Annotated in this window: 35 protein-coding genes; 33 read left to right on the forward strand and 2 right to left on the reverse strand. The window is 40.0% G+C overall.

The window, feature by feature from the left end:
- Positions 1–794 precede the first annotated feature (794 nt).
- From rpsJ to rplQ, 33 genes are all read left to right on the forward strand, one after another.
- Positions 795–1,103: a 30S ribosomal protein S10 gene (rpsJ, locus tag B9O19_RS06015; protein ID WP_102365561.1), complete on the forward strand. Its 309-nt coding sequence runs from the start codon at positions 795–797 to the stop codon at positions 1,101–1,103.
- Between the two features lie 140 nt (positions 1,104–1,243).
- Positions 1,244–1,879: a 50S ribosomal protein L3 gene (gene rplC, locus B9O19_RS06020; protein WP_102365562.1), complete on the forward strand. Its 636-nt coding sequence runs from the start codon at positions 1,244–1,246 to the stop codon at positions 1,877–1,879.
- Positions 1,880–1,905: 26 nt separating this feature from the next.
- The gene (gene rplD, locus B9O19_RS06025; protein ID WP_102365563.1) at positions 1,906–2,529 is read left to right on the forward strand and encodes a 50S ribosomal protein L4; all 624 of its coding nucleotides are present in this window, start codon (positions 1,906–1,908) and stop codon (positions 2,527–2,529) included.
- Positions 2,529–2,813 carry a 50S ribosomal protein L23 gene (gene rplW / locus B9O19_RS06030; RefSeq protein ID WP_102365564.1) on the forward strand — a complete coding sequence of 95 codons (285 nt, stop codon included), beginning with the start codon at positions 2,529–2,531 and terminating at the stop codon, positions 2,811–2,813. The genes rplD and rplW overlap by 1 nt, the downstream gene beginning before the upstream one ends.
- A gap of 39 nt (positions 2,814–2,852) precedes the next feature.
- Positions 2,853–3,686 carry a 50S ribosomal protein L2 gene (rplB, locus tag B9O19_RS06035; protein ID WP_102365565.1) on the forward strand — a complete coding sequence of 278 codons (834 nt, stop codon included), beginning with the start codon at positions 2,853–2,855 and terminating at the stop codon, positions 3,684–3,686.
- A 15-nt stretch (positions 3,687–3,701) separates the two neighbouring features.
- Positions 3,702–3,974 (forward strand): 30S ribosomal protein S19, encoded by a 273-nt coding sequence (gene rpsS / locus B9O19_RS06040; RefSeq protein ID WP_102365566.1) that lies wholly within the window; start codon positions 3,702–3,704, stop codon positions 3,972–3,974.
- Positions 3,975–4,076: 102 nt separating this feature from the next.
- Complete coding sequence (rplV, locus tag B9O19_RS06045; RefSeq protein ID WP_102366623.1) at positions 4,077–4,412, forward strand: 50S ribosomal protein L22; 336 nt, start codon at positions 4,077–4,079, stop codon at positions 4,410–4,412.
- 18 nt (positions 4,413–4,430) lie between these two features.
- On the forward strand, positions 4,431–5,153 hold the full coding sequence (gene rpsC, locus B9O19_RS06050) for a 30S ribosomal protein S3 (RefSeq protein ID WP_102365567.1): 723 nt from the start codon (positions 4,431–4,433) through the stop codon (positions 5,151–5,153).
- Entirely contained in the window at positions 5,153–5,584 is a 432-nt protein-coding gene (gene rplP, locus B9O19_RS06055; protein WP_102365568.1) for a 50S ribosomal protein L16, read from the forward strand. Before rpsC ends, rplP begins: the two co-directional genes overlap by 1 nt.
- Positions 5,584–5,796: a 50S ribosomal protein L29 gene (gene rpmC / locus B9O19_RS06060; protein WP_102365569.1), complete on the forward strand. Its 213-nt coding sequence runs from the start codon at positions 5,584–5,586 to the stop codon at positions 5,794–5,796. Before rplP ends, rpmC begins: the two co-directional genes overlap by 1 nt.
- A 13-nt stretch (positions 5,797–5,809) precedes the next feature.
- Complete coding sequence (gene rpsQ / locus B9O19_RS06065) at positions 5,810–6,067, forward strand: 30S ribosomal protein S17 (RefSeq protein WP_102365570.1); 258 nt, start codon at positions 5,810–5,812, stop codon at positions 6,065–6,067.
- A 27-nt stretch (positions 6,068–6,094) separates the two neighbouring features.
- The gene (rplN, locus tag B9O19_RS06070) at positions 6,095–6,463 is read left to right on the forward strand and encodes a 50S ribosomal protein L14 (protein WP_102365571.1); all 369 of its coding nucleotides are present in this window, start codon (positions 6,095–6,097) and stop codon (positions 6,461–6,463) included.
- 100 nt (positions 6,464–6,563) lie between these two features.
- Positions 6,564–6,884, forward strand: a complete 321-nt coding sequence (gene rplX, locus B9O19_RS06075) for a 50S ribosomal protein L24 (protein WP_102365572.1) — start codon at positions 6,564–6,566, stop codon at positions 6,882–6,884.
- Positions 6,885–6,917: 33 nt separating this feature from the next.
- Positions 6,918–7,454, forward strand: coding sequence for a 50S ribosomal protein L5 (gene rplE / locus B9O19_RS06080; protein ID WP_102365573.1), 537 nt, complete (start codon positions 6,918–6,920; stop codon positions 7,452–7,454).
- Positions 7,455–7,479: 25 nt separating this feature from the next.
- Positions 7,480–7,665, forward strand: coding sequence for a type Z 30S ribosomal protein S14 (locus B9O19_RS06085; RefSeq protein WP_102365574.1), 186 nt, complete (start codon positions 7,480–7,482; stop codon positions 7,663–7,665).
- Positions 7,666–7,777: 112 nt separating this feature from the next.
- Positions 7,778–8,176 carry a 30S ribosomal protein S8 gene (gene rpsH / locus B9O19_RS06090; RefSeq protein WP_102365575.1) on the forward strand — a complete coding sequence of 133 codons (399 nt, stop codon included), beginning with the start codon at positions 7,778–7,780 and terminating at the stop codon, positions 8,174–8,176.
- A 16-nt stretch (positions 8,177–8,192) separates the two neighbouring features.
- Positions 8,193–8,738, forward strand: a complete 546-nt coding sequence (gene rplF, locus B9O19_RS06095) for a 50S ribosomal protein L6 (RefSeq protein ID WP_102365576.1) — start codon at positions 8,193–8,195, stop codon at positions 8,736–8,738.
- Positions 8,739–8,763: 25 nt separating this feature from the next.
- Entirely contained in the window at positions 8,764–9,126 is a 363-nt protein-coding gene (rplR, locus tag B9O19_RS06100) for a 50S ribosomal protein L18 (RefSeq protein WP_102365577.1), read from the forward strand.
- 31 nt (positions 9,127–9,157) lie between these two features.
- Complete coding sequence (rpsE, locus tag B9O19_RS06105) at positions 9,158–9,688, forward strand: 30S ribosomal protein S5 (protein WP_102365578.1); 531 nt, start codon at positions 9,158–9,160, stop codon at positions 9,686–9,688.
- A 30-nt stretch (positions 9,689–9,718) separates the two neighbouring features.
- The gene (gene rpmD, locus B9O19_RS06110) at positions 9,719–9,898 is read left to right on the forward strand and encodes a 50S ribosomal protein L30 (RefSeq protein WP_102365579.1); all 180 of its coding nucleotides are present in this window, start codon (positions 9,719–9,721) and stop codon (positions 9,896–9,898) included.
- A 54-nt stretch (positions 9,899–9,952) separates the two neighbouring features.
- The gene (rplO, locus tag B9O19_RS06115) at positions 9,953–10,393 is read left to right on the forward strand and encodes a 50S ribosomal protein L15 (protein ID WP_102365580.1); all 441 of its coding nucleotides are present in this window, start codon (positions 9,953–9,955) and stop codon (positions 10,391–10,393) included.
- A 2-nt stretch (positions 10,394–10,395) separates the two neighbouring features.
- Positions 10,396–11,676 carry a preprotein translocase subunit SecY gene (gene secY / locus B9O19_RS06120; RefSeq protein WP_102365581.1) on the forward strand — a complete coding sequence of 427 codons (1,281 nt, stop codon included), beginning with the start codon at positions 10,396–10,398 and terminating at the stop codon, positions 11,674–11,676.
- Between the two features lie 152 nt (positions 11,677–11,828).
- Positions 11,829–12,461 (forward strand): adenylate kinase, encoded by a 633-nt coding sequence (locus B9O19_RS06125; protein WP_102365582.1) that lies wholly within the window; start codon positions 11,829–11,831, stop codon positions 12,459–12,461.
- A 2-nt stretch (positions 12,462–12,463) separates the two neighbouring features.
- On the forward strand, positions 12,464–13,231 hold the full coding sequence (map, locus tag B9O19_RS06130; RefSeq protein ID WP_102365583.1) for a type I methionyl aminopeptidase: 768 nt from the start codon (positions 12,464–12,466) through the stop codon (positions 13,229–13,231).
- A gap of 34 nt (positions 13,232–13,265) precedes the next feature.
- Entirely contained in the window at positions 13,266–13,535 is a 270-nt protein-coding gene (locus tag B9O19_RS06135) for a KOW domain-containing RNA-binding protein (protein WP_102365584.1), read from the forward strand.
- A gap of 5 nt (positions 13,536–13,540) precedes the next feature.
- Positions 13,541–13,759, forward strand: coding sequence for a translation initiation factor IF-1 (gene infA / locus B9O19_RS06140; RefSeq protein ID WP_102365585.1), 219 nt, complete (start codon positions 13,541–13,543; stop codon positions 13,757–13,759).
- A 45-nt stretch (positions 13,760–13,804) separates the two neighbouring features.
- Positions 13,805–14,833, forward strand: a complete 1,029-nt coding sequence (locus B9O19_RS06145; RefSeq protein WP_102365586.1) for a CapA family protein — start codon at positions 13,805–13,807, stop codon at positions 14,831–14,833.
- A gap of 145 nt (positions 14,834–14,978) precedes the next feature.
- Positions 14,979–15,092, forward strand: coding sequence for a 50S ribosomal protein L36 (gene rpmJ, locus B9O19_RS06150; protein WP_102365587.1), 114 nt, complete (start codon positions 14,979–14,981; stop codon positions 15,090–15,092).
- Between the two features lie 122 nt (positions 15,093–15,214).
- Positions 15,215–15,580, forward strand: coding sequence for a 30S ribosomal protein S13 (rpsM, locus tag B9O19_RS06155; protein ID WP_102365588.1), 366 nt, complete (start codon positions 15,215–15,217; stop codon positions 15,578–15,580).
- A gap of 136 nt (positions 15,581–15,716) precedes the next feature.
- Positions 15,717–16,109, forward strand: coding sequence for a 30S ribosomal protein S11 (gene rpsK / locus B9O19_RS06160; RefSeq protein WP_102365589.1), 393 nt, complete (start codon positions 15,717–15,719; stop codon positions 16,107–16,109).
- A 43-nt stretch (positions 16,110–16,152) separates the two neighbouring features.
- Positions 16,153–16,746 carry a 30S ribosomal protein S4 gene (gene rpsD, locus B9O19_RS06165; protein WP_102365590.1) on the forward strand — a complete coding sequence of 198 codons (594 nt, stop codon included), beginning with the start codon at positions 16,153–16,155 and terminating at the stop codon, positions 16,744–16,746.
- Between the two features lie 40 nt (positions 16,747–16,786).
- Positions 16,787–17,734, forward strand: coding sequence for a DNA-directed RNA polymerase subunit alpha (locus tag B9O19_RS06170; protein ID WP_102365591.1), 948 nt, complete (start codon positions 16,787–16,789; stop codon positions 17,732–17,734).
- A gap of 34 nt (positions 17,735–17,768) precedes the next feature.
- The gene (gene rplQ / locus B9O19_RS06175; protein ID WP_102365592.1) at positions 17,769–18,110 is read left to right on the forward strand and encodes a 50S ribosomal protein L17; all 342 of its coding nucleotides are present in this window, start codon (positions 17,769–17,771) and stop codon (positions 18,108–18,110) included.
- Between the two features lie 42 nt (positions 18,111–18,152).
- On the opposite strand, the gene B9O19_RS06180 is transcribed toward rplQ, so the two are convergent.
- Entirely contained in the window at positions 18,153–18,587 is a 435-nt protein-coding gene (locus B9O19_RS06180; protein ID WP_102365593.1) for a GNAT family N-acetyltransferase, read from the reverse strand.
- A gap of 853 nt (positions 18,588–19,440) precedes the next feature.
- Positions 19,441–19,611, reverse strand: coding sequence for a helix-turn-helix domain-containing protein (locus B9O19_RS12280; RefSeq protein ID WP_102365594.1), 171 nt, complete (start codon positions 19,609–19,611; stop codon positions 19,441–19,443).
- Positions 19,612–20,442 lie beyond the last annotated feature (831 nt).

Consider the following 20,442-nt stretch of genomic DNA (forward strand, 5'->3'; position numbering starts at 1 on the left):
TCACGGCAGTTCACAAAGTCAACGGGAAAGTTACAAGGCTTTTTCTTTTGTGCGTGGAGCGCAAAAGAAATTAGCTGGGGCGAGCGCCCCTTGGAGCCGCAGGCGACCTAAGCGAGCAGTACTTTTTCTTTGGTGAAGCGTTTCTTTTTCTTACGAGAAAAAGAAATGGTTCAAACACCTTATTATGTAATAATAAACTTTTTTATATGGGGTCATATACAAAGTATATAAATATTTTTTTCGTAAAGTAAAATAATAAAAAAATTATATGGAGTTATATATAAGGATAGTTTTGGTGTGAATTTTTCAAAAACCATTCTCCAAACTGGTAGCAATTGAAAAATAAATAATATAATTATGCCTCATCTTCCGCCATATCTCTGCAAAATAAAAATTTTTGTAGGAATGCACAAATTTGTGAATTGAAACTTGTGGTAAAAGCCGAATTTTGTGTAAATTTTACTGAAAATTTTCTTGACATTTTCCGCCACAGATAGTATAATAATCAAGCGTGACAGAGACATACGATGAACTCGGAGGTGGCAAACAACGTTTATACGTTGGTTTGGAAATTTCGGGGGAGATTGTCCGGTTTTAAAAACAGGGCGGAAGGTCACACTTAATCGAAATACAGAAGTAACATGGCTCGCATTATGCTGGTGCGGGAGTATGTATTACTGTGTCTATTCCACCCGAATGCGTATCCGTTAGGATGCGTTATTCGGGATTAATTATGAAACTGTGCGAAACGCCCGGCACAGTGTAAACTTATTTTAATAAGGAGGGTATTTTTTATGGCAACAGAGAGAATCAGAATCAGACTTAAAGCTTATGATTCAAATCTTATCGACCAAAGCGCCGCTAAGATTGTTGAGACAGCTAAGAGAACAGGTGCAAAGGTATCGGGTCCTATCCCGCTTCCTACTAGAAAGGAAGTTGTTACTATCCTGAGAGCTGTTCATAAGTATAAGGACTCTCGTGAGCAGTTTGAACTTAGAACTCACAAGAGACTTATCGACGTTCTTAACCCGAACGGCAAGACAATCGACGCGCTTAAGCACTTGGATTTGCCGGCTGGTGTTGATATAGAACTTAAAATTTAGTTTATTGCTTTCCATAATATAGGATTGATAACAAATTTATTTAGTTTACCAAAAATTTGGTTATGTTGGAATCCCAACCGCTGGCCCGCAGGTATGTTTTTTATTAAACCAATGCTTGTGTAATATAGGAGGAAATAATAATGAAGAAAGCAATCTTAGGTAAAAAGATTGGCATGACACAAGTCTTCACTGAGGACGGACAGTTAATCCCTGTTTCCGTTATCCAGGCAGGACCATGTCAGGTAGTACAGAAAAAGACCGAAGAAGTTGACGGCTATACAGCTGTTCAGGTCGGTTATGAGGACAAGAAGGAAAGACGCGCGAACAAACCTGAAAAGGGACACTTCCAAAAGGCAAACGTGCCTGTTAAGAAGTATCTTAAAGAGTTCAAGCTTGACAATGCCGCAGAGCTTAACGTCGGCGACGAGCTTACAGTTGAACAGTTTGCAGACGGAGACGTTTTGGACGTTACCGGAACAAGCAAAGGTCATGGTTTCGCAGGTACAATCAAGAGATGGGGAACACACAGAGGTCCTATGACTCACGGTTCACATTATCACAGAGGCCCTGGTTCATTGGGCGCATGTTCTGACCCGTCAAGAGTTTTCAAAGGCAAGAAGATGCCGGGACACTATGGTGTTGTAAAGGTTACAATTCAGAATCTTGATTTAGTTAAAATAGATAAAGAGCGCAATCTTCTGTTGGTTAAGGGTTCTATTCCGGGACCTAAAGGCGGCTTGGTTGTTGTTCGTAACGCAGTTAAAGCTAACGCTTAAAACCACAGAGAGAGGAGGATATAGATATGCCTACAGTAGACGTTTATAATGCTGACGGTAAGGTTGTCAGCACAATGGAGTTAAATGACAGCGTTTTTGGTGTTAAAGTAAACAAAGACGTTATGCACGAAGTAGTTGTTAACTACTTGGCAAATCAGAGACAGGGTACACAGTCAACACTGACACGTACAGAAGTCAGAGGCGGCGGAATCAAGCCGTGGAGACAGAAGGGTACAGGCCGTGCAAGACAGGGTAGTATCCGTGCTCCGCAGTGGGTCGGCGGCGGCGTCGCTATCGGTCCTAAGCCAAGAGACTATAGCTATAGATTAAACAAGAAGGTAAAAAGACTTGCTCTTAAGTCGGCTTTATCTTCAAAGGTTGAGGAAAGCGAGATTATCGTTCTTGACGCTCTTGATTGCAAGGAGTTCAAGACAAAGCAGGTTGCTGATATGCTCGCTAAGTTAAATGTTACAGAAAAGGCGCTTATAGTTCTTCCTGAGAACGACAAGAAAATTGTTAACTCAGCAAGAAACATCAGAGGTGTTGACGCAACATTTGTTGGCGCTATTAACACTTATGAAGTGCTTAACCACACAAAGTGCATTATCTTAAAAGATGCAGTTGAGAAACTTGAGGAGGTGTACGCATAATGGTAGCACACGATATTATTAGAAGACCTATCATAACTGAAAAAAGCATGGACCAGGTCGCAGATAGAAAGTACACTTTTGAAGTTGCAAAAAATGCGAATAAGATTCAGATAAAGAAAGCCGTTGAGGAAATCTTTAAGGTTGAAGTCGCTAAGGTTACTACAATTAACTACAGCGGAAAGCCTAAAAGACAGGGCGTGTTCGTTGGAAAAAGAGCTGACTGGAAGAAAGCTGTTGTAAAGCTGACTGAGTCAAGCAAAACTATCGAACTGTTTGAGGCTTAATCGATACCTTAAAATTTTGCAGATAAGGAGATATAGAAAATGGGAATTAAGAAATATAATCCTACTACACCTTCACTGCGTCAGATGACATGTTCTACATTTGAGGAGCTTGACAAGGTCGCTCCTGAAAAATCGCTGCTTCGTCCGCTTCATAGTAAAGCGGGACGTAACTCGTACGGTAGAATTACTGTTAGACACCGTGGCGGTGGTACTAAAAGAAAATACAGAGTTATTGACTTTAAGAGAAACAAGGACGGAATGGAAGCTACCGTTTTGTCAATTGAATATGATCCGAACAGATCAGCAAACATCGCTCTGCTCCAGTATGAGGATGGTGTAAAGACTTACATTATCGCTCCTCTCGGATTAAAGAAGGGTGATAAGGTTATCTCAGGCGAAGGCGTGGATATTAAGCCGGGCAACGCTATGGAGATTAAAGATATTCCGGTTGGTACTATGATATACAACATAGAGCTTAACCCGGGAAAAGGCGGACAGATGGTCCGCAGCGCAGGTAACACTGCACAGCTCATGGCTAAGGAAAACGGCTATGCACAGGTTAGACTGCCAAGCGGCGAGGTTAGAATGGTTAGACTTAACTGCCGTGCGACAATCGGTCAGGTAGGAAATCCTGATTATGAGAACATCAACCTGGGTAAAGCCGGCAGAAAGCGTCATATGGGCTGGAGACCTACTGTTCGTGGTGTTGTTATGAACCCGAATGACCATCCACACGGTGGTGGTGAAGGTAAGTCCCCTATCGGTATGCCGAGCCCTGTTACACCATGGGGTAAGCCAACCTTAGGTTACAAGACCAGAAACAAGAAGAAAGCGTCTGACAAGTTTATTGTTAAGAGACGTAACTCTAGATAAGGAGGGAATATATATATGGGTAGAAGTGTTAAAAAAGGACCTTTCGTTGATCAGAAACTTCTCGCAAGAATAGTTGCTATGAACGAAAAGAATGAAAAGAACGTATTAAAAACATGGTCAAGAGCTTCCACAATATTCCCTGAGATGGTAGGACATACCATTGCAGTGTATGATGGAAGAAAGCATGTTCCGGTATATGTAAGTGAAGACATGGTAGGCCACAAGCTTGGAGAATTTGCTCCTACAAGAACCTACAGAGGTCATGCCGGCGCTAAAACAACAGGCTAAGAAAATCGGTTTTAGCTGGATTATTTAAGCAGAAATCATCAGCCGCTGGTTTAATATAATTTGCCCGGCGGCGGAAACAGTATTGAAAGGAGCCATACAGATATGGAAGCAGTAGCAAAAGTTACTCATGTACGTATTGCGCCGAGAAAAGTTCGTGTAGTTATCGACTTGATAAGAAATAAGTCAGTGGGCGAAGCAATCGGTATTCTTAAGAATACTCCAAAAGCAGCAAGTCCTGTTGTTGAGAAGCTTTTGAACTCCGCAATCGCAAATGCAGAAAACAACCACCAGATGGATGTTGAAAAGCTTTACGTTTCGGAAGTTTATGCAGATCAGGGACCGACGCTGAAGAGAATTCAGGCAAGAGCGCAGGGACGTGCGTTTAGAATTAATAAGAAAACAAGTCATATTACAATAAAACTTCAGGAGAAGGAATAAGATAGGAGGAATAAAAGCATGGGTCAAAAAGTTAATCCACATGGTCTCAGAGTCGGCGTTATCAAGGACTGGGATTCACGTTGGTTTGCAGGTAAAAAGGACTTCGGCGACAGCCTCGTTGAGGATTATAACCTCCGGGTATTCTTGAAAAAGAAATTATTCCAGGCCGGGGTTTCAAAGATAGAAATAGAAAAGTTCGCGAACAAGGTTCGTATCTCAATCCATGCCGGCAAGCCGGGTATTGTTATCGGTAAGGGCGGCAGCGAGATTGAAAAGCTGAAGAAGGAACTTGAAAAGATGACAGGAAAGACAATAATCCTGAATGTTATCGAAGTAAGAAATCCTGATTTGGACGCTCAGCTTGTTGCTGAAAATATCGCGTCACAGCTTGAGAGACGTATATCTTTCAGAAAAGCTATGAAACAGTGTATGGGCAGAGCTATGAAGCTTGGCGCTAAAGGTATAAAGACGCAGGTTGCCGGTCGTGTTGGCGGCGCAGAAATTGCCAGAACCGAGCACTATCATGAAGGTACAATCCCTCTCCAGACATTAAGAGCGGATATTGATTACGGATTTGCTGAGGCGAACACAACCTATGGTAAGATTGGTGTTAAGACATGGATCTACAACGGTGAGGTTCTCGCTGACAAAGGCGGACGTACTCAAAACAGAAGCAATAATAGGTCAGACGCTCCTAGAAGACAGCAGAGAGGTGCAAGTCAGAGAGGAGGCAGAAGATAATGTTATCCCCAAAGAGAGTTAAATATAGAAGAGTACACCGCGGACGTATGAAGGGTACTGCTCATCGCGGAAACAAGGTTTCCTACGGTGAATTCGGTATCCAGGCGCTTAGTCCTGCTTGGGTTACAAGCAATCAGATTGAGGCTGCCCGTGTTGCTATGACGCGTTATACAAAGAGAGGCGGTCAGGTTTGGATTAAGATATTCCCTGACAAGAGCGTTACAAAGAAGCCGGCTGAAACCCGTATGGGTAAAGGTAAGGGCGCACCTGAGTACTGGGTAGCCGTTGTTAAGCCGGGCCGTGTAATGTTTGAAATTGGCGGTGTTAGTGAGGAAGTAGCACGTGAGGCGCTGCGTCTTGCAATGCACAAGCTTCCGATGAAGTGTAAGTTTGTCAGAAAAGCTGACCAAGAAACGGAAGGTGATAGTTAATGAAAATAAATGAGATAAGAGACCTTTCAACGCAAGAGCTTGAAGATAAGGTTCAAGACTTAAAAGAAGAACTTTTCAACCTACGTTTTCAAAACGCTACCAACCAGCTCGATAATCCGATGAGAATGGTTAGCGTTAAAAAGGAAATCGCTAGGTGCAAGACAGTATTAAAAGAAAAAGAACTCGGTTTGAATTCAAACATAAATGCGTAGGAGGTGCAGATAAATGGAAGAGCGTAATTACCGTAAGACTCGTATCGGCGAAGTTGTGAGCGATAAGATGGATAAGACGATTGTAGTTGCAATCAAGGAAAATGAGAAGCACCCGCTTTACGGCAAGGTAATGAAGAGAACCTATAAGCTTAAGGCTCATGATGAAAACAACACATGCGGCATAGGCGATAAAGTTAAAGTCATGGAAACAAGACCTCTCTCTAAAGATAAGAGATGGAGACTGGTTGAAGTAGTTGAGAAAGCTAAATAAGATAGGAAGAATAGGAGGAATTCCGTTATGGTACAACAGCAAACTGTTTTAAAGGTTGCTGATAACAGCGGAGCTAAGGAAATCCTTTGTATCCGTGTTATGGGCGGTTCTTTCAGACGTTATGGAAATATAGGCGACGTAATCATTGCTTCTGTTAAAAAAGCAACGCCCGGCGGCGGTGTTAAGAAGGGTGAAGTCGTAAAGGCTGTAATTGTCCGCACAAAGAACGGTATTAAGAGAAACGACGGCTCAAAAATTAGATTTGATGAGAACGCCGCTGTTTTAATCAGAGACGATAAGACACCAAGAGGAACCCGTATATTTGGTCCGGTTGCAAGAGAATTGAGAGATAAAGATTATATGAAGATATTGTCTTTGGCTCCGGAAGTTCTTTAATTTCTGTGCTTGCAGCGGATAAATTATTGGATATATACAGATATTTTAAGATATCAAACGGCTGCTATGCAGCGTTATGAACTAGAATAGGAGGAATACGATGTCTACTAAGATGCACGTCAAGTCCGGCGACGAGGTAATCGTTATCAGCGGAAAAGACAAGGGCAAAAAAGGCAAGGTTTTGTCTGTAAACGCTGAAAAGCGCACTGTCATTGTCGAGGGCGTTTCTATTGCCACAAAGCATAAGAAGCCGCGCAAGATGGGCGAAACCGGTGGTATCATAAAGCAGGAAACACCGATTTATGCTTGTAAGGTTATGCATATTTGCGACAAGTGCGGAGCTCCTACAAGAGTAGGACGCAGAGTGCTTGAGGACGGCGAACATGTTCGTTACTGCAAAAAGTGCGGAGAAACATTTTAACCTTAAAACTTATGGAAGGAGGTAAGAGTCTAAATGAGACTTGAAGAGAAATATACTAAAGAGATTAAAGACGCTATGATGTCCAAGTTTAATTACAAGAGCGTAATGCAGATACCAAAGCTCGTTAAAGTTGTTGTAAACATGGGCGTAAGCGACGCTAGAGAAAACTCTAAGGCTTGTGACAGCGCAGCTGCCGATTTGGCGCTGATTACCGGTCAAAAGCCGATTATCACAAAAGCAAGAAAGTCTGTCGCAACATTTAAAGTAAGAGAAGGAATGAATCTCGGATGTAAGGTTACATTGAGAAGCTCAAAGATGTATGAGTTTGTTGACAGATTGTTCAATGCAGCTTTGCCTCGTGTACGTGACTTTAGGGGAATTAACCCGAATTCATTCGACGGCAGAGGAAACTATAATTTAGGTATCAAAGAGCAGCTTATCTTCCCTGAGATTGAGTATGATAAGATAGACAAACTCAGAGGAATGGATATAACATTTGTTACAACAGCGGAAACTGACGAGGAAGCAAAAGAGCTTCTCACCCTTATGGGTGCGCCGTTCACAAAATAGTACCGAATAAGGAGGATAAAAGCTTATGGCTAGAAAGTCAATGGTTATTAAGCAACAAAAAAAGCAGAAGTATTCTACACGCGAATACAACAGATGCAAGATTTGCGGCAGACCGCATGCTTATCTTCGCAAGTTCGGTATTTGCAGAATTTGCTTCCGTGAGCTTGCTTATAAAGGCCAGATTCCAGGCGTTAAGAAAGCTTCGTGGTAAGCCGATATAAAAGTTAACAGAATACAAACATAGAAGGAGATAAGGTGGTCTTTGATATAGAGACGGAAAACCAAACCAATCTCTGATTCCGATAAAAAGGAGGTAAGTCTAAATGCATATTACAGATCCTATAGCAGATATGCTCACTAGAATCAGAAATGCTAACAATGCAAGACACGAATCCGTTGATATTCCCGCTTCAAAAATGAAGAAGGCAATAGCTGACATTTTGGTTCGTGAAGGATATGTTAAGAGTGCCGAGGTTATTGACGACGGCATACAGGGAGTTATCCGCGTTACACTTAAGTACGCAGAGAACAAGCAAAAGGTATTGACAGGTCTTAAGAGGGTTTCAAAGCCCGGTCTTAGATCTTATGCTTCAAAGGATGAGCTGCCCAGAGTTCTAAAAGGCTTGGGTATAGCTATAATTTCAACATCCAAGGGAGTTATGACAGATAAAGAAGCCCGCAAGCAGAATGTTGGCGGCGAAGTACTGGCATTTATTTGGTAGAAAGGAGGAGAATTCATTGTCACGTATAGGAAATATGCCGATTACAGTGCCGGCAGGCGTTACTGTTACAATCGGTGCAAACAATGAAGTTACCGTAAAGGGTCCTAAGGGAGAACTCAAACAGTCACTCCCCGAAGATATTATTTTAGAACAAAACGGAGATACGATTAACGTAAAGCGTCCGTCAGAAATTAAAAAGCATAAGTCACTTCACGGTCTTACTCGTACTCTGCTGAACAATATGATTGTCGGTACAAACGAGGGATTCAAGAAGGAGCTGCAAATCAACGGTGTTGGTTACAGAGCAGCAAAGCAAGGCAATAAGCTTGTTATGAATTTGGGTTATTCTCACCAGGTTGAGATGGAAGAAAAGGATGGAATTTCTATTGATGTTCCGCAGCCAAACCAAATTATTATCTCAGGAGCTGACAAACAGAAGGTTGGACAGTTTGCAGCAGAGGTAAGAGAGAAGAGACCGCCTGAGCCGTATAAGGGCAAGGGAATTAAATACGTTGATGAGTATATCATACGTAAGGAAGGTAAGACCGGTTCTAAGAAGTAATTAGACGCTTGGAGGTGCAAATTTAATGATTAAGAAGCAAAACAGCAATGTATCAAGACTCGCAAGACATGCCAGAGTCCGCAAGAAGATATCGGGCACTGCTGAGCGTCCGAGACTTTGCGTGTTCAGAAGTCTTAAAAATATCTATGCTCAAATTATTGATGATACAACTGGAACAACTTTAGTATCAGCATCTTCGCTTGATGCGGATTTAAAGGCAAACTATGGCGGCAATAAAGATGCAGCAAAAGCTGTAGGTCAGGCTGTAGCAAAGAAAGCTTTGGCTGCCGGTATAGAGAACGTTGTATTTGACAGAGGCGGATATGTATATCACGGCAGAGTTGCAGAACTCGCCGCAGGCGCACGTGAAGGCGGCCTGAAATTCTAGTTTAGATAACAAGAAAGAGGTGAAACGATAAATGGCAGAAAAGGGCGAAAGAACAAAGAAGCAGGAGCGTATAGACGCAGAAGTTCTTGAGTTGGAAGAAAAAGTTGTTTTCTTAAACCGTGTTGCAAAGGTTGTAAAGGGTGGTAGAAACTTCAGATTCAGCGCACTGGTAGTAGTGGGCGACCATAACGGCCATGTTGGCTGCGGTATGGGTAAGGCTGCTGAAATCCCGGACGCTATCCGTAAGGGTATCGACGACGCTAAAAAGAATATGATTACAGTTCCAATGGTAGAAACTACTATTCCACACGAAATTATCGGTGAATTCGGAGCCGGAAGAGTACTGCTTAAACCGGCTGCAGAAGGTACCGGAGTTATCGCAGGCGGACCTGCTCGTGCAGTGCTTGAGCTTGCAGGTATAAAAGATATAAGAACAAAATGTTTGCGCAGTAATAACCCGAAGAACGTTGTTTCAGCAACAATCGAGGGATTGGCTTCACTGAAGAGCTTAGAAGAAGTTGCAAGGCTCAGAGGTAAAAAGCCTGAAGAAATACTGGGCTAATAAAGGCGATTGAGACAGGAGGAAAGATCCTTGGCTAATACAATTAAAGTAACTTTAACAAAAAGCACCATCGGTGCTAAGCCGGACCAGGTAGCCACAGTCAAGGCGCTGGGTCTTAGAAAGCTGCACCAGACAGTTGAGCAGCCTGACAATCCTCAAATCAGAGGAATGATTTTCAAGGTTAAGCATCTTGTTACTGTAGCTGAATAATTTCAAAAGATTTTAACTAGACAATTTTCGATAAAAAAGGAGGAGGTGGACTCAATGAAACTTCACGAATTATCTCCAAGCGAGGGCTCAAAGAAGAAGGCGTTCAGAGTCGGCAGAGGTCACGGAAGCGGAAACGGTAAGACATCCGGCAAAGGTCAAAAAGGTCAAAAAGCTCGTAGCGGCGGCGGTGTTCGTCCCGGCTTTGAAGGCGGACAGATGCCTATCTACAGAAGACTTCCAAAACGTGGCTTTACAAATATTTTTGCAAAGAAGTACACATCAATCAATGTTGAAGATCTCAACAAGTTTGATAACGGTACTGAGATTACAGCGGAAGTTCTTAAAGAGAACGGCGTTATCAAAAAGATTAATGATGGCATAGTTGTTTTGGGTCGTGGAGACTTAAACAAGAAAGTAACTATTAAGGCTAAGAGATTCAGCAAGAGCGCTGAAGAAAAGATTAGTGCAGCAGGCGGAAAGGCTGAGGTGATTTAATCATGATAGATACCATACGTAATGCATGGAAGATTATCGACCTCAGAAAAAAGATTTTATACACGATTTTAATGATAATAATCTTCCGTCTTGGTTCATGTATCCCGGTTCCTCTTTTGGATCCGGCGGCAATGAAGGAAATATTTACATCTGATAATTCACTTTTTGGATTCATTGACGTTATTTCCGGTGGTGCGTTCCAGAACGCGACCATATTCGCTATGAGTATCACACCATACATCAATTCATCGATTATTATGCAGCTTTTAACCGTTGCTATTCCTGCTCTTGAAAGACTTCAGAAGCAGGGTGAGGACGGAAGAAAGAAGATAGCACAGATTACAAGATACGGCACAGTAGTTTTGGCATTTATTCAGGCAATCGGTCTTTATTTCATGCTGAAGAGCTATAATGCAGTAACTAATCCGGGACTTCTTACCGCTGTTGTTGTTATATTTACATTCACAGCCGGCACAGCGTTCCTGATGTGGCTTGGTGAGCAGATAACCGAAAAGGGTGTAGGTAATGGTATTTCACTTATCATTTTCGCAGGTATCGTTTCACGTCTGCCATCTATGGCACAGTCGCTTTACGCATATGCAAAAGGCGGCGGAATCGGCTTGATTGGAGTAGTTGCTCTGCTTATTATGATAGTCGTAGTAGTTGGTCTTGTTGTAATGATGAATGAGGCCGAGAGACGAATCCCGGTGCAATATGCAAAGCGTGTTGTAGGGAGAAAAATGTACGGCGGTCAGAGTACGCATATCCCGATTAAGGTTGCGTCAGCAGGCGTTATTCCTATTATTTTCGCTATGTCAATTATGTCATTCCCGAGCACAATCGCCGGATTTTTCGGTGTGACATCACAGACAGGCGGATTCTGGGGAGGATTCTTAAAGATATTCTCTTCAACTTCTTGGGTTTATGCAATACTGTATTTCTTGCTGATTATCTTCTTCACATATTTCTATACAGCAATACAGTTCAACCCAATTGAAATGTCTAATAATATGAAGAAGAACGGCGGATTTATTCCGGGTATAAGACCCGGCCGTCCTACATCAGAATACATTTCAAAGACACTTTCGAGAATTACATTGGTTGGCGCTATTTTCTTAGGATTAATCGCCATCCTGCCTATTTTCATTAATTTGGGACTTGGTATAAATAATTTCGCAATAGGTGGTACATCACTGCTTATCGTTGTAGGAGTTGCTCTTGAAACCGTTAAGGATATGGAGTCACAAATGTTAATGAGACACTACAAGGGTTTCTTGGAATAATCTGAGTTTTAACAATTTAAGCGATTATTTACGGCATGAGTAGGTGTTACCTCACTGTTTTGTGAGGTTAAATGCCTGCTCTATCCGTTTTTTAGGATAAAATTTGATTTAATATTTCAAGTTTTGTCAAAAATGAATAGGAGGTATGTTTTATGAGATTGATTTTACTGGCTGCACCAGGTGCGGGAAAAGGTACGCAAGCGGAGAAATTAAGTGAGCATTATGGTATACCCACTATTTCTACAGGAGCGATTCTCAGAAAAAACATAAAAGAAGAAACTGAGCTGGGGAAAGTAGCAGCACAGTATATAAATGATGGAAAGCTTATACCCGATGATGTTATGATTCAGGTTATGTCCGACAGATTGAGTCATGAGGACTGTAAAAACGGATTTATTTTAGATGGATTTCCTAGAACCTTAGCCCAGGCTGAAGCTCTTGAAAAATCAACTATAGAAATTGATAAGGTTCTGATGCTTAACGTAGCTGATGAAACAATAATAAGCAGGCTTTCAGGACGTTTGGAGTGTGAAAGCTGTGCTACTACTTATCATAAGGAGTTTAGGCCTCCTGCAGAGGCAGGCATATGCGACAAATGCGGAGGTCATCTGACAGTACGTGACGACGACAAGCCGGAAACTGTAAAGGCACGTCTTGAGACTTATCATACTCAGACAGAGCCTCTTATAAATTATTATAAAGAAAAAGGTTTGCTGAGAATAGCTGCAGGCAAAGAGAAGATTGAGGACACGACAGCTGAAGTCATAAAGGCTCTGGGGGAATAAAAGTGGTTATTATAAAATCTAAGTCAGAAATAGAAAAGATGAAAGAAGCCGGCAGGATAACATATGAAACTTTAAAGGAAGTGTCTAAGGCAGTAAAACCCGGCGTTACCACAATGGAACTCGATAAGATTGCCGAGGATTATATCCGTTCTCGTGGATGTACTGGTTCTTTTAAGGGTTACGGCGGATTTCCCGGCACAGTTTGCGCCAGTGTTAATGATACTATAATACATGGATTTCCTGATAATGTTCCATTAAAAGATGGAGATATAGTCAGTATTGACGTAGGAGCATGTTTTGAGGGATATCATGGAGATGCTTGCAGGACATTTAAGGTTGGAAAAGTGGATTCAGAAACAGAGCGCTTGATTCAGGTTACAAGACAGAGCTTTTTTGAAGCATTAAAATTTGCTCGTGACGGATACAGAATATCTGATATTTCCAGAGCTGTACAGACGTACGTTGAGGCAAACGGATTTTCTGTGCTGCGTGGATACTGCGGTCATGGTGTTGGCGCTGACCTCCACGAAGACCCTGAAGTGCCGAATTATGTTACCAAAAGCAGGGGGATAAGGCTTAGACCGGGAATGGTTATAGCTGTTGAGCCCATGATATGCGGCGGAAGCGAAGACGTGTATGTTGCTGATAATGAATGGGCAGTAATCACTAGAGACGGAAAAAACACAGCTCATTATGAAAATACTATTTTAATTACAGCAGGCGACCCTGTTCTTTTAACTTTGCCGGATGGTTTTCCGGAAGTTGAATAAAAGTCAAAAATCAGCATAATATTTAGGTGAACCAATGACAGATCTTATTGAATCGAAGCTTACAGTCGGAGATATAGTCAAATCTACCGCCGGCCGCGGAAGCGGAAGAATATATTTGGTAGTAAAGTCTTTAGAAAACGGATACGTTTATATTTCTGACGGAAAGACTAGAAAAATTAATAATGCAAAATTAAAAAAGAATAAGCACTTAGTTAAACTGGGAAATATTAATGACTTAGATTTTTTGGATGCTCCCGGAGGAACTGCGGATGCTGAAATCAGAAAAATTTTAAAGGAGGTGTAGCGAGTATGTCAAAAGAAGATGTTTTGGAAGTTGAAGGCAAGGTTTTGGAGGCGCTGCCAAACGCAATGTTTAAGGTAGAACTCGAAAATGGACACAAAATTTTAGCTCATATTTCAGGAAAACTAAGAATGCACTTTATAAAAATACTGCCGGGTGATAAGGTTACAGTTGAAATTTCACCTTATGATTTATCAAAGGGCAGAATTACATGGAGAGCAAAATAAGTCCTATTTGTATAGGGCTTATAAGTAGTTGGGGAGGCCTGTTTTATGAAAAAAATCTGTCTGATTCTTATATGTATGGTCATTTCTGCATTTTCACTGTCATCATGCGGAAATTCTGATAATGAAGCGCAGTCAGTTGCTAATGTTGTAAGCACAGTTACAATTAGCTGTGCCGGAGATTGTACTTTGGCGTCAGATGAGAGTTTTTCTGACAATACATTTGAGGATGTACTTAAAAATAACAAGAATGATTATTCTTATTTTTTTAAAAACGTTAGACATATTTTTGAAGATGACGATATTACCATTGTCAATTTTGAAGGTACATTGTCCAATAATGGGGAGAGACAGGATAAGGAATATGCGTTCAGAGGAAAACCCGATTATGTAAACATTCTCAAAAAGGGCAGTGTTGAGGCTGTCACTTTGGCAAACAATCATAGTGAGGACTATGGACCGGAAAGTTTAAAAGATACTAAAAAGACGCTTTATGATTCGGATATAAAATATGCTTTAAATACCGAAACGGCTCATTTTAACATTCGGGGAGCAAAAGTTGGGATTATCGGTCTTTATCAGTTAGACGGGTCTGCCGGTGAGGTATTACCGTCGGCTATGTCTAAGATTGAGAATGATGATTTGAAAATTGTTCAGGTTCATTGGGGCGAAGAAAAATCAGATACGCCTTCAGACGAGCAAGTAAGTCTTGCGCACCGTGCTATAGATATGGGCGCCGATTTGGTAATAGGTCATCACCCTCATGTTCTGCAGGGAATTGAGAAATATAAGGGAAAATACATATGTTACAGTTTAGGAAACTTTTGCTTTGGCGGAAATCCAAATCCCAGCGACACAGATACAATGATTTTCCGACAGACCTTTACTTTTAGAGAAGGTATGGCAGCAAAAGATGATTACTACTCAATAATTCCCTGTTCAATATCTTCAAGCAGGACAAGCAATAATTATCAGCCGACACCTTTAGAGGGTGAGGAGAGGAATAGAGTTGAACAGAAGATTTCCGAAAGATCAAAGAAAGTCGGCGATGGTAATCTTGACTTAAAATTTGAGTAACAGATATTTAAACTTTGTTAAAGATAAATAGATGAATATTTTTAATAAAGATTGACTTTAAGCAGTAATTGTGGTAAAATAATACGGTTCGTTAGTATGGAAATACATATTTTCGGATATAATACAAATTTAGGAGGTGAAGGAAATGAAAGTCAGACCTTCAGTTAAACCTATTTGTGAAAAGTGCAAAATAATTAAGAGAAAAGGTAAAGTTATGGTTATATGCGAAAACCCGCGTCATAAACAGAAGCAGGGTTAAGCTTTAACATAATGTGAGCAGGGTTAGGCATTAAGACCACTAAATTTTTGCCGATGCCATAGAAAATATGGGTGAAATTCTGCTCCTTTTTCATTTGAAATTTTTATGGAGGTGAATTAATTATGGCACGTATCGCAGGTGTGGATTTACCAAACGAGAAGAGAGTTGAGATTGGCTTAACTTACATTTTTGGAATTGGTCTTTCTACTTCAAAAAAGATTTTGGCAGCAACAGGAGTTAATCCGGACACAAGAGTTCGTGATTTGACAGAAGATGAGATTCAGAAGCTCAGAAATGAAATCGACAACTACAACGTTGAAGGTGATCTGAGACGTGATATCGCACTTGATATCAAGCGTTTGATGGAAATCAACTGCTACAGAGGAATCCGTCACAGAAAAGGTTTGCCTGTCCGCGGACAACGCAGCAAGACAAACGCCAGAACCCGCAAGGGTCCTAAGAGAACTATTGCAAATAAGAAGAAATAATTAACTAGTTAATTGCTAAAAGCTTTAATACAGTTAATGTTTAGATTTTTATTTTAATAGTTTTATGATTTTGAATTTTCTTCAATATTTTTATATATTGCAAGATTCCGTAATCTTATAGGAGGTGAAAGATACAATGGCAAAAGTAGCTAGAAAGTCAAGACGCCGTAAGGAGAAAAAGCATATCGAGCGCGGCGCTGCACATATCAAATCTACATTCAATAATACCATTGTTACTATTACAGACGTTGCCGGGAATGCAATTTCTTGGGCAAGCGCAGGCGGATTGGGATTTAGAGGTTCTAAAAAGAGCACACCTTTCGCAGCACAAATGGCTGCTGAAACCGCTGCAAGAGCTGCAATGGAACATGGTTTGAAGACAGTTGAAGTTTACGTAAAAGGCCCGGGAGCCGGACGTGAAGCAGCAATCAGAGCTCTTCAGGTAGCTGGTCTTGAGGTTAATATGATTAAGGACGTTACACCTATTCCGCATAACGGTTGCAGACCGCCGAAGAGAAGACGTGTGTAGTCTAAACTAAGAATGTTAATAGATTTGTAAGGAGGATAAAAGAATGGCTAAAAATATGCAGCCTGTGCTTAAAAGATGCCGTACCCTCGGTATTGAGCCGTCTGTTATGGGTATAGACAAGAGTTCTAACAGAACTTTTAACCAGAGACGCAAAAAGCAGAGCGAATATGGTATGCAGCTTAATGAAAAGCAAAAAGTCAGATTTATATATGGCGTTCTGGAAAAACAGTTCGCAAAATATTATGTTATGGCCACAAAGATGAACGGTGTTACAGGTGAATGTCTGCTTCAAATTTTGGAGTCAAGACTTGATAATGTAATATACCGTATGGGATTGGCTAACACAAGACGTGAAGCAAGACAAATTGTTAATCACGGACATGTTACCGTTAACGGTAAGAGAGTAGACATCCCTTCTTATCTTGTAAAGCCGGGCGAAGTTATCAGTCTTAGAGAGAGCAGCAGAAATGCTGACAGAATGAAAGACATCGTTGAAAGAAACTCAAACAGACTGGTACCTAAGTGGATAGATATGAATAAGGACACATTGGAAGGCAAAATCATTGCACTTGCTGACAGAGAGGATATCGACTTCCCTGTTGAGGAGCATTTGATAGTCGAGTATTACAGCAAATAGTAGGGTTTCGCTACTATCCTAATTTATAGGAGGTTTAACAATGATTGAAATTGAAAAGCCACGTATAGAATGTGTTGAAATATCCGAAGACGACAGATACGCAAAGTTTGTTATAGAGCCTTTAGAAAGAGGATACGGAACTACTTTGGGTAATTCACTGAGAAGAATGCTTTTGTCATCTCTTCCCGGAGTCGCTTCAACGTCTGTTAAAATTGACGGTGTGCTTCATGAGTTTTCTACCGTTCCGGGCGTTAAAGAGGATGTTACAGAAATTATTTTGAACATAAAAAATCTTGTTATAAAGCTTCACTCTGATGGTCCTAAGACTGTTTACATCAATCAGGAAGGCGCGGGTGAAATTTGTGCCCGTGACATAAAGCATGACGCTGATGTGGAAATCCTAAATGGGGATATGCATATTGCAACTCTCGATGAAGATGGAAAACTGTTTATGGAAATCACAATTGATAAAGGCCGCGGTTACGTCTCATCAGATCAGAACAAGGAGCTTATTCAAGGTCAAATCGGTGTTATTGCAACGGATTCGATTTTCACACCTGTTGAGAAAGTGAATTATTATACCGACAGTACCCGTGTGGGTAATGTTACCGATTATGACAAGCTGACGCTTGAGGTGTGGACAAACGGCACTATTACGCCGGCTGAAGCTGTGAGCCTTGCAGCTAAGATAATCAGTGAGCATCTCAGTCTGTTTATCGATTTATCTGACGACGCTAAAAACGTTGAGATTATGATAGAAAAAGAAGAAGGACAGAAAGAAAAAGTACTTGAGACAACAATTGAAGAACTTGATTTGTCAGTACGTTCTTATAACTGTCTGAAACGCGCAGGTATCAATACCGTTCAGGATTTGACAACCCGCAGCGAGAGCGACATGATGAAGGTTAGAAACTTAGGCCGCAAGTCGCTGGAGGAAGTTATTGCGAAACTGGAGGCTATGGAACTTGGTCTCGCAAATGACGACTAATTTGTATTAAGAATTATAGGAAGAGGTGATTTAAGTGGCACAACAAAGAAAGCTGGGTAGACCCACAGACCAGAGACGTGCTATGCTCAGAAACCTCACTACTTCGTTTTTAGAGAATGGTAGAATTGAGACTACCACAACAAGAGCGAAAGAGGTTAAAAGAATGGCTGAGAAAATGATTACGCTCGGCAAAAGAAACACACTTCACACAAAGAGACAGGCACTTTCTTATATAACAAAAAGAGAGGTCGTTTCGAAGTTGTTTGACGAAATCGCTCCTAAGTACGCTGAAAGAAACGGCGGTTATACAAGAATTATAAAGGTTGGACCGAGACGCGGCGACGCTGCTGAGGTTTCTGTACTTGAGCTGGTTTAATTTAGTTTATTTTCCCCTTGCCTGTGCGGCAGGGGGATTTTTTTATTTATCTAAACTGTCAGTTAATTTTTTATACATCCAGACATGAGGATATGATTCGTCATAGTGAGGTTCGCCTTCATCTATATATCCGTTTTTGCGGTAAAATTCCACCGCTTGCAGCTGTGCTGATAAACGTATTAGTTTACCGCCTTTTTTGGCAATGAGATTTTCAGCTTTTTGCAGCAGCTGTGAACCAAGACCAAGACCTCCGTAGTTTTTTAATACTGCTATCCTGCCGATTAAGTATGTATCCTTTACCTTATCAATAAAAAAGCGGCATGTTGCGGCGGCTTTATCATCAGTATATAATACCAAATGAGTTGCAATGTCATCTATATCATCAAATTCATAATTAAATCCTTGTTCGTTTACAAAAACTGTTTCTCTGATATTTTTAGCTTCCAAAGGAAGATAATTAAAAGATTCTATTATCATTTATTGCCTCCGGTTTTTTATTTTATTTATTAAGTAAAATTATATTAAAATATAGTTAAATTGTCAAATCGCTAGGGATAATACAATTTTAATTATAATTTTATAATTGTGACTGTAATTGTATATAGTTTTAATTTCTTGAATGTAGTTTAAAATGTTAGTTTAATTTTGTAATGCTCTTTATAGAGATACTATCTGAACAGAGAGCTTTTAAGACTTATTTTTTGTATTATTATATATTTATAGTAAGTATATATTTTCTTTTTATATGACCCCATATAAAAAAATTTATTATTACATAATAATGGTGTTTGAACCATTTCTTTTATTTGAGTATACATAATAATGACATTGTAGGTTATGGCAAAATAAAATCATATGTATAACACACACTTTCAAGAAAAGTGTGGTCGCACTCGCAAGAAAAAGAAACGCTTCACCTGTGACCGCACCTATATGGTGCGTGTGATACAAAGTAACTTGTTTTGTAATAACCTACAATGTCATTATTATGTATACTCAAAAAAGAAAAAGTGCTGCTCGTTTAGGTCGCCTGCGGCTCCAAGGGGCGCTCGCCCCCGCTAATTTCTTTTGCGCTCCACGCACAAAAGAAAAAGCTTTGTAACTTTCCCGTTGACTTTGTGAACTACCGTGAAAAAATATACCGATTTCCTATAGATTTAACTTATCAAAAAAGCAGGTTTTAGGTGAACAACGGTAGGGCGCATTTATGCGCCGCGTGAGGTGAGCTATCATCTGAACACGTAGTGTTCAATATCTAATATTAATTAAAAATAATATTGTATATAACCGTATAGAATATATCATTTTGCTGATTCAAAATGAGAAATTTCTATCTTGTTAATTTTATTAAATCGTTTAAATTGCAATTGGGCAATACTGTACAAATTCTTTCTAAAACGCTTAAATCAATTCTTGTAACTTTGTTATCACAATACCGCTGGACTTGACTATATCCCATTCCAGTCATTCTACACAACTCGTTTCTTGAAATATAAAACATAAATATTTTGCATAAAAGTTAACTGGGAGTAAAGTTAGTAATAAAAATAAGTTGATTAACTTTTAAAAAACTGTGATTATTTTGTGTTGTCAATCGGTTTTTATATTGTGTTAGGCGAGAAATGAATTCTATTATGATATTGGAAAAAACATCTTATTGATATAAATATAATTGATAATGTTTATGGTGAATTAATTTTTTTGTTTTCATAAAGACTTGCTTGTTGTATATACTTATCTAATATATAAAATTTATAAAATGGTAGGGATATATTTTTTATTTACAATTATTTTGAGGTGTTTTTTATGACTGTAATTGTATATAGTTTTAATTCTTTGAATGTAGTTTAAAATGTTAATTTAATTTTGTAATACTCTTTATATAGATACTATCTGAATAGAGAGTTTTCAAAACTTATTTTTTGTATTATTATATATTTATGGTAAGTATATATTTTCTTTATATATGACCCCATATAAAAAATTTTATTATTACATAATAAGGTGTTTGAACCATTTCTTTTTCTCGTAAGAAAAAGAAACGCTTCACCAAAGAAAAAGTACTGCTCGCTTAGGTCGCCTGCGGCTCCAAGGGGCGCTCGCCCCCCGCTCATTTCACCATGAAGCATGGCTTCATGATGAAAAAAGCCCTGTAACTTCCCGTTGACTTTGTGTACTACCGGAATAAAGATACTTCGAGTTCATATTAATTTACTAATTAAAAAACTAAGTTTCCAGTCTAAATTAATACAAAAAAGCAGGGTTTTCAGTGAACATCGGTAGGGCGCATTTATGCGCCGCGTTAGGTGAGCTATCATCTGAACACGCAGTG

It is taken from the genome of Monoglobus pectinilyticus, assembly GCF_002874775.1.
In the GTDB taxonomy this organism is placed as follows: domain Bacteria; phylum Bacillota; class Clostridia; order Monoglobales; family Monoglobaceae; genus Monoglobus; species Monoglobus pectinilyticus.

Bases quoted from the DNA above. Each gene is read 5' to 3' on its own strand.
- secY (WP_102365581.1), top strand. From the start codon at position 10,396: ATGATAGATACCATACGTAATGCATGGAAGATTATCGACCTCAGAAAA.
- rplV (WP_102366623.1), top strand. From the start codon at position 4,077: ATGGAAGCAGTAGCAAAAGTTACTCATGTACGTATTGCGCCGAGAAAA.
- rpsE (WP_102365578.1), top strand. From the start codon at position 9,158: ATGGCAGAAAAGGGCGAAAGAACAAAGAAGCAGGAGCGTATAGACGCA.
- rplD (WP_102365563.1), top strand. From the start codon at position 1,906: ATGCCTACAGTAGACGTTTATAATGCTGACGGTAAGGTTGTCAGCACA.
- rpsK (WP_102365589.1), top strand. From the start codon at position 15,717: ATGGCAAAAGTAGCTAGAAAGTCAAGACGCCGTAAGGAGAAAAAGCAT.
- rpsH (WP_102365575.1), top strand. From the start codon at position 7,778: ATGCATATTACAGATCCTATAGCAGATATGCTCACTAGAATCAGAAAT.
- rpsQ (WP_102365570.1), top strand. From the start codon at position 5,810: ATGGAAGAGCGTAATTACCGTAAGACTCGTATCGGCGAAGTTGTGAGC.
- rpsM (WP_102365588.1), top strand. From the start codon at position 15,215: ATGGCACGTATCGCAGGTGTGGATTTACCAAACGAGAAGAGAGTTGAG.
- B9O19_RS06145 (WP_102365586.1), top strand. From the start codon at position 13,805: ATGAAAAAAATCTGTCTGATTCTTATATGTATGGTCATTTCTGCATTT.
- rpsC (WP_102365567.1), top strand. From the start codon at position 4,431: ATGGGTCAAAAAGTTAATCCACATGGTCTCAGAGTCGGCGTTATCAAG.
- B9O19_RS12280 (WP_102365594.1), bottom strand. From the start codon at position 19,611: ATGTTTTATATTTCAAGAAACGAGTTGTGTAGAATGACTGGAATGGGA.
- rplE (WP_102365573.1), top strand. From the start codon at position 6,918: ATGAGACTTGAAGAGAAATATACTAAAGAGATTAAAGACGCTATGATG.
- infA (WP_102365585.1), top strand. From the start codon at position 13,541: ATGTCAAAAGAAGATGTTTTGGAAGTTGAAGGCAAGGTTTTGGAGGCG.
- rplP (WP_102365568.1), top strand. From the start codon at position 5,153: ATGTTATCCCCAAAGAGAGTTAAATATAGAAGAGTACACCGCGGACGT.
- rpsD (WP_102365590.1), top strand. From the start codon at position 16,153: ATGGCTAAAAATATGCAGCCTGTGCTTAAAAGATGCCGTACCCTCGGT.
- rplR (WP_102365577.1), top strand. From the start codon at position 8,764: ATGATTAAGAAGCAAAACAGCAATGTATCAAGACTCGCAAGACATGCC.
- rpmJ (WP_102365587.1), top strand. From the start codon at position 14,979: ATGAAAGTCAGACCTTCAGTTAAACCTATTTGTGAAAAGTGCAAAATA.
- rplB (WP_102365565.1), top strand. From the start codon at position 2,853: ATGGGAATTAAGAAATATAATCCTACTACACCTTCACTGCGTCAGATG.
- rplX (WP_102365572.1), top strand. From the start codon at position 6,564: ATGTCTACTAAGATGCACGTCAAGTCCGGCGACGAGGTAATCGTTATC.
- rplC (WP_102365562.1), top strand. From the start codon at position 1,244: ATGAAGAAAGCAATCTTAGGTAAAAAGATTGGCATGACACAAGTCTTC.
- B9O19_RS06135 (WP_102365584.1), top strand. From the start codon at position 13,266: ATGACAGATCTTATTGAATCGAAGCTTACAGTCGGAGATATAGTCAAA.
- B9O19_RS06125 (WP_102365582.1), top strand. From the start codon at position 11,829: ATGAGATTGATTTTACTGGCTGCACCAGGTGCGGGAAAAGGTACGCAA.
- rplN (WP_102365571.1), top strand. From the start codon at position 6,095: ATGGTACAACAGCAAACTGTTTTAAAGGTTGCTGATAACAGCGGAGCT.
- rplO (WP_102365580.1), top strand. From the start codon at position 9,953: ATGAAACTTCACGAATTATCTCCAAGCGAGGGCTCAAAGAAGAAGGCG.
- rplW (WP_102365564.1), top strand. From the start codon at position 2,529: ATGGTAGCACACGATATTATTAGAAGACCTATCATAACTGAAAAAAGC.
- rpmC (WP_102365569.1), top strand. From the start codon at position 5,584: ATGAAAATAAATGAGATAAGAGACCTTTCAACGCAAGAGCTTGAAGAT.
- B9O19_RS06170 (WP_102365591.1), top strand. From the start codon at position 16,787: ATGATTGAAATTGAAAAGCCACGTATAGAATGTGTTGAAATATCCGAA.
- B9O19_RS06085 (WP_102365574.1), top strand. From the start codon at position 7,480: ATGGCTAGAAAGTCAATGGTTATTAAGCAACAAAAAAAGCAGAAGTAT.
- rpsJ (WP_102365561.1), top strand. From the start codon at position 795: ATGGCAACAGAGAGAATCAGAATCAGACTTAAAGCTTATGATTCAAAT.
- rpsS (WP_102365566.1), top strand. From the start codon at position 3,702: ATGGGTAGAAGTGTTAAAAAAGGACCTTTCGTTGATCAGAAACTTCTC.
- B9O19_RS06180 (WP_102365593.1), bottom strand. From the start codon at position 18,587: ATGATAATAGAATCTTTTAATTATCTTCCTTTGGAAGCTAAAAATATC.